The sequence below is a fragment of the Betaproteobacteria bacterium genome, from assembly GCA_016791345.1.
Classification (GTDB): Bacteria; Pseudomonadota; Gammaproteobacteria; order Burkholderiales; family JAEUMW01; genus JAEUMW01.
Genome location: JAEUMW010000282.1, coordinates 1 through 4,403, shown reverse-complemented (window position 1 = coordinate 4,403; position 4,403 = coordinate 1). Strand labels below are relative to the sequence as shown.

The following is a 4,403-nucleotide window of genomic DNA, read 5'->3' as shown; positions in this document are numbered from 1 at the left end:
CAGACCAACATCAAGCGCATGCTCGCCTATTCCACCATCTCGCACATGGGCTTCGTGCTGCTCGGCATCCTCAGCGGAACGACCGACGGCTTCAGCGCCGCGATGTTCTACGTCGTCACCTATGTGCTGATGACGCTCGTCTCCTTCGGCATGATCATGCTGCTCTCGCGCGAGGGGTTCGAAGCGGAGAACATCGAGGACTTCAAGGGCCTCAATCAGCGCAACCCGTGGCACGCGTTCCTCATGCTGCTCACGATGTTCTCGCTCGCCGGCGTACCGCCCACGGTGGGTTTTTACGCCAAGCTTTCCGTCCTCTCCGCCGCGCTCGAGGTGGGCCATGTCTGGCTGGCGGTGTTCGCGGTGATCTGCTCGCTCATCGGGGCCTTCTACTACCTGCGGGTGGTGAAGCTCATGTACTTCGATGCCCCGGCCGACACGGCGGCGATCCGGCCGAATCCTGAAGTCAAGCTTCTGCTCGGTGTGAATGGTCTCGCCCTGCTGTTGTTTGGCATCCTGCCGCAGCCTCTGATGGCCTTCTGCGCGCGGGCGATCGCCGGGTCGTTCTAACAGCACTTCAGGGCGGTTGCCGTCCGCGCGAGGCGGACGGCTTCTCCGAAGCACGGGGTATTACCTGCGGTCTCGGGCTCAGGCAGCCTGCCTGGCGTGTGGGTCGGTGACCGGATCGAATTCGTAGAGCGCGTCGAGATCCTCGGCGTCGACCTTGCCGTCGAGAACGGTCGCCAGGCGCGCGCGGTCCGTCGTCCCCACCCAGCGGCTGATCGCCAGAGTGCCCACCGCATTGCCGATGGTGTTGGTGATCGCACGTGCCTCCGACATGAACCGGTCGACACCGAGAAGCAGCACCATGCCGGCCACCGGGATGGTGCCGAGCGACGCCAGAGTCGCAGCGAGCGTGATGAATCCCGACCCGGTGACGCCGGCCGATCCTTTCGAAGTCAGGAGCAGCACGCCCAGCACCACCAGTTGGTCGGTCAGCGTCAGCGGCGTGTTCGTCGCCTGGGCGATGAAGATCGCCGCCATCGTGTAGTAGATGCACTGACCGTCCGGGTTGAAGGTGAGGCCCGAGGGGATCACCAGACCGACCACGGGCTTGGAGACGCCGGCGTTCTCCAGCTTGCGCATCATCTGCGGCACGACCGACTCGGACGAACTGGTGGCGAGCACCGTGAAGATTTCGTCCTTGATGTACCTGAGCAGTTTCCACAGGCTGAAGCCTGCGATGCGCGACACACTGCCGAGGACGATCACCACGAAAAGGAAGCAGGTGACATACATGGTGAGCATCAGCTTGCCGAGCGACACGATCGAGCCGAAGCCGTACTTGCCGACGGTGAATGCCATCGCACCGAACGCAGCGATGGGGGCGAGTCGCATGACCATGCCGACGATCGCGAAGATGCCGTGCACGAAGGAGTCGAGAAAGTCGACCACCGGTTTCGCGCGCGGGCCGATGTGCGAGAGCGCAATGCCGAAGAACGTCGCGAACACCAGGATCTGCAGGATGTCGTTGCGCGCCAGGGCGTCGACCACACTCGCCGGAATGAGGTTGAGCACGAAATCGACGAACCCGGCGGGCTTCGCCGTCGTGGCCGTGTAGTTGGCGATCGACTTGGTGTCGAGCGTGGCCGGATCGATGTTCATGCCGCTGCCCGGCTGCATGACGTTGACGACGACGAGCCCCAGCACCAGGGCGAAGGTGGAAAGGACCTCGAAGTAGACGAGGGCGCGGACACCGACGCGCCCCAACTCCTTCATGTTTTCCATTCGCGCGATGCCGAGCACGACGGTGGCGAAGATCACCGGCGCGAAGACCATCTTGATGAGCCGGATGAAACCGTCACCCAAAGGCTTGAGCTCGGCACCCCAGGTGGGCTCGAGGTAGCCGAGAAGCACACCGGCAGTGACGCCGATCAGAACCTGAACATAGAGTTTTCCAAAGAAGCGGCGAAACATGACGTCCTCCTCCAGAGGCGTTGGGGACGAAGCCGCCCCCGACCCTCTGTCACGGTGCCGTGCGGGGCTTCGTCGTTGGGCGCGAGTGGCGCCCGTCTTGGGGGCTGCCCGGCGCCGCGGGGCGCCGGGGATGCGGGTCTGGCGCGCCGGCGCCGTCGCTAGCCGACCATGGCTTCGCAGACCGCTTTGGTGACGTCGGCGGTGGTTGCCTTGCCGCCGAGGTCGGGGGTATGCAGGGACTTGTCGGCGGTGACCGCCTCCACGGCCGCCATCAACCTTGCCGCAGCCGCCTTCTCGCCGAGGTGTTCGAGCATCATCGAGCCGGTCCAGAAAGTTGCGATGGGGTTGGCGATGCCCTTGCCGGTGATGTCGAAGGCGGAGCCGTGAATCGGCTCGAACATCGAAGGCGTCTTGCGCTCCGGGTTGAGGTTGGCGGTCGGTGCGATCCCCAGGGACCCAGCCAGCGCGGCGGCGAGATCCGAGAGGATGTCGGCGTGCAGGTTGGTCGCGACGATGGTGTCAAGGGTCTGCGGGCGCAGCACCATGCGCATCGTCATCGCGTCGACCAGCATCTTGTCCCAGGTCACGTCGGGGAACTCCTGCGCGACCTCGGCGGCGATCTCGTCCCACATCACCATGCCGTGGCGTTGTGCGTTGGACTTGGTGACGACGGTAAGAAGCTTGCGCGGACGCGAGCGTGCCAGCTCGAATGCGTAGCGGATGATGCGCGACACACCGGTGCGGGTGAAGATGGTGATATCGGTACCGACTTCCTCCGGCAGGCCCTGGTGGGCACGGCCGCCGACGCCGGCGTATTCACCCTCGGAGTTCTCGCGCACGATCACCCAGTCGAGCTCCTTCTCGCCGACGTTGCGCAGCGGGCTCTGGATGCCGCGCAGAATGCGCGTGGGACGCACGTTCGCGTACTGGTCGAGCGGCTGGCAAATCGCCAGGCGCAGTCCCCACAGGGTGATGTGGTCGGGCACGTCGGGAGCGCCCACCGCGCCGAAGTAGATGGCGTCGAAGCGGCGCAGCGCGTTCGCGCCGCCGGCCGGCATCATGACGCCGTGCTTCTTGTAGTAGTCGGAGCCCCAGTCGAAATGCTCCACCTTCAGCTTGAACCCGCCGTCGCGGCGGGCGCACTCTTCCAGCACCTCGAGACCGGCGGCGATCACTTCGGGGCCGATGCCATCGCCCGGAACAGCGGCAATCTTGTACTCACGCATTGCGTTCTCCTCTCTCTGTCAGGTTTGCCCCTCAAGGGGGGCGGCACGGGCGACACGGGATCGCGTCGACCTGCCTCGTGAGCCGCTGCGCCCGCTCTTTCCAGCCTAAGCCTCGCCGCTCGAAGAGCATGTTAGGGCGGCACAGGGTCGATATAATGGGTCTGATCTCAAGCCATCTGTTCCCTGGAGTTAACAATGACGGGACCCTCCGAGCTCGCGTTCTTCTCTTCCCTGGTGAAGGCCGGGAGTCTGTCGGCGGCGGCGCGCGAACTGGAGGTAACGCCCCCCGCCGTCAGCAAGCGCCTCGCGCAACTGGAGCAGCGCCTCGGAGTGCGTCTGCTCAACCGCACGACACGGCGGCTGAGCCTCACCCACGAAGGCGAGATCTATCTCGAGAATGCGCGGCGCATCCTGTCGGATATCGAGGAGATGGAGCAGCTGGTGGCGAGCCGGCGGGCGGCGCCGAAGGGACTGCTCAAGGTCAATGCCACGCTCGGATTCGGCCGCGGCTACGTGGCACCGGCCCTCTCGCAGTTCGCCAAGCAGTTCCCCGAAGTCGCGGTGCAGCTGCACCTGACCGATCGGCCGCTGAATCTGGCGGAAGAAGCCCTGGACGTGGGTATCCGTTTCGGCGAGCCGCCCGACGCGCGGGTCGTGGCCCGCAGGATCGCCGACAACCGACGGCTCATCTGCGCTACGCCCGCCTATTTCAGGGAGTTCGGTCTGCCGCAGGTACCGGCCGATCTCGCCCGCCACAACTGCATCGTGCTGCGCCAGGACGACGCGGCCTACGGCATCTGGCGCTTCACGCGCGGACGCAAGACGGAAGCGGTGAAGGTGCGCGGCAGCATGAGCAGCAACGACGGCGAGGTGGTTCTCAACTGGGCGCTCGACGGTCACGGGGTGTTGATGCGTGCCGAATGGGATGTCGCCAAGTATCTGCGCAGCGGTCGGCTGCAACTCGCACTAGAGGATTACGCGCTGCCGTCGGCGGACGTCTACGCCGTGTACGCCGAGAAGAGCAATCTCTCGGCGAAGGTTCGCGCCTTCATCGATTTCTTGGTCGAGCACTTTGCAGAGCACGCGCGCGGCAGCGTGCAGGCGAAGGTGCAATGGTGACCGACCGTGTGGTCTCTCACTGACGCGAGGGCTTCGGGCAGCACGGTCTGCAGTTGCGCCGTCGCGCACCTGCCGATAAATTCC

Annotated in this window: 4 protein-coding genes; 2 read left to right on the top strand and 2 right to left on the bottom strand. The window is 65.1% G+C overall.

Features of this window, described 5'->3' with window-relative positions; all coding sequences use genetic code 11:
• Nucleotides 1–567: NADH-quinone oxidoreductase subunit N (locus JNK68_11240; GenBank protein ID MBL8540931.1), on the top strand; the 567-nt coding region annotated here is incomplete at its 5' end.
• A 78-nt stretch (nt 568–645) separates the two neighbouring features.
• Here JNK68_11240 and JNK68_11235 read toward each other — a convergent pair.
• Both JNK68_11235 and JNK68_11230 read right to left on the bottom strand, forming a co-directional pair.
• Nucleotides 646–1,974, bottom strand: coding sequence for a dicarboxylate/amino acid:cation symporter (locus JNK68_11235; GenBank protein ID MBL8540930.1), 1,329 nt, complete (start codon nt 1,972–1,974; stop codon nt 646–648).
• 158 nt (nt 1,975–2,132) lie between these two features.
• Nucleotides 2,133–3,200, bottom strand: coding sequence for a tartrate dehydrogenase (locus JNK68_11230; GenBank protein ID MBL8540929.1), 1,068 nt, complete (start codon nt 3,198–3,200; stop codon nt 2,133–2,135).
• A 195-nt stretch (nt 3,201–3,395) separates the two neighbouring features.
• On the opposite strand from JNK68_11230, the gene JNK68_11225 reads away from it, so the two are divergent.
• Nucleotides 3,396–4,319 carry a LysR family transcriptional regulator gene (locus JNK68_11225; GenBank protein MBL8540928.1) on the top strand — a complete coding sequence of 308 codons (924 nt, stop codon included), beginning with the start codon at nt 3,396–3,398 and terminating at the stop codon, nt 4,317–4,319.
• Nucleotides 4,320–4,403 lie beyond the last annotated feature (84 nt).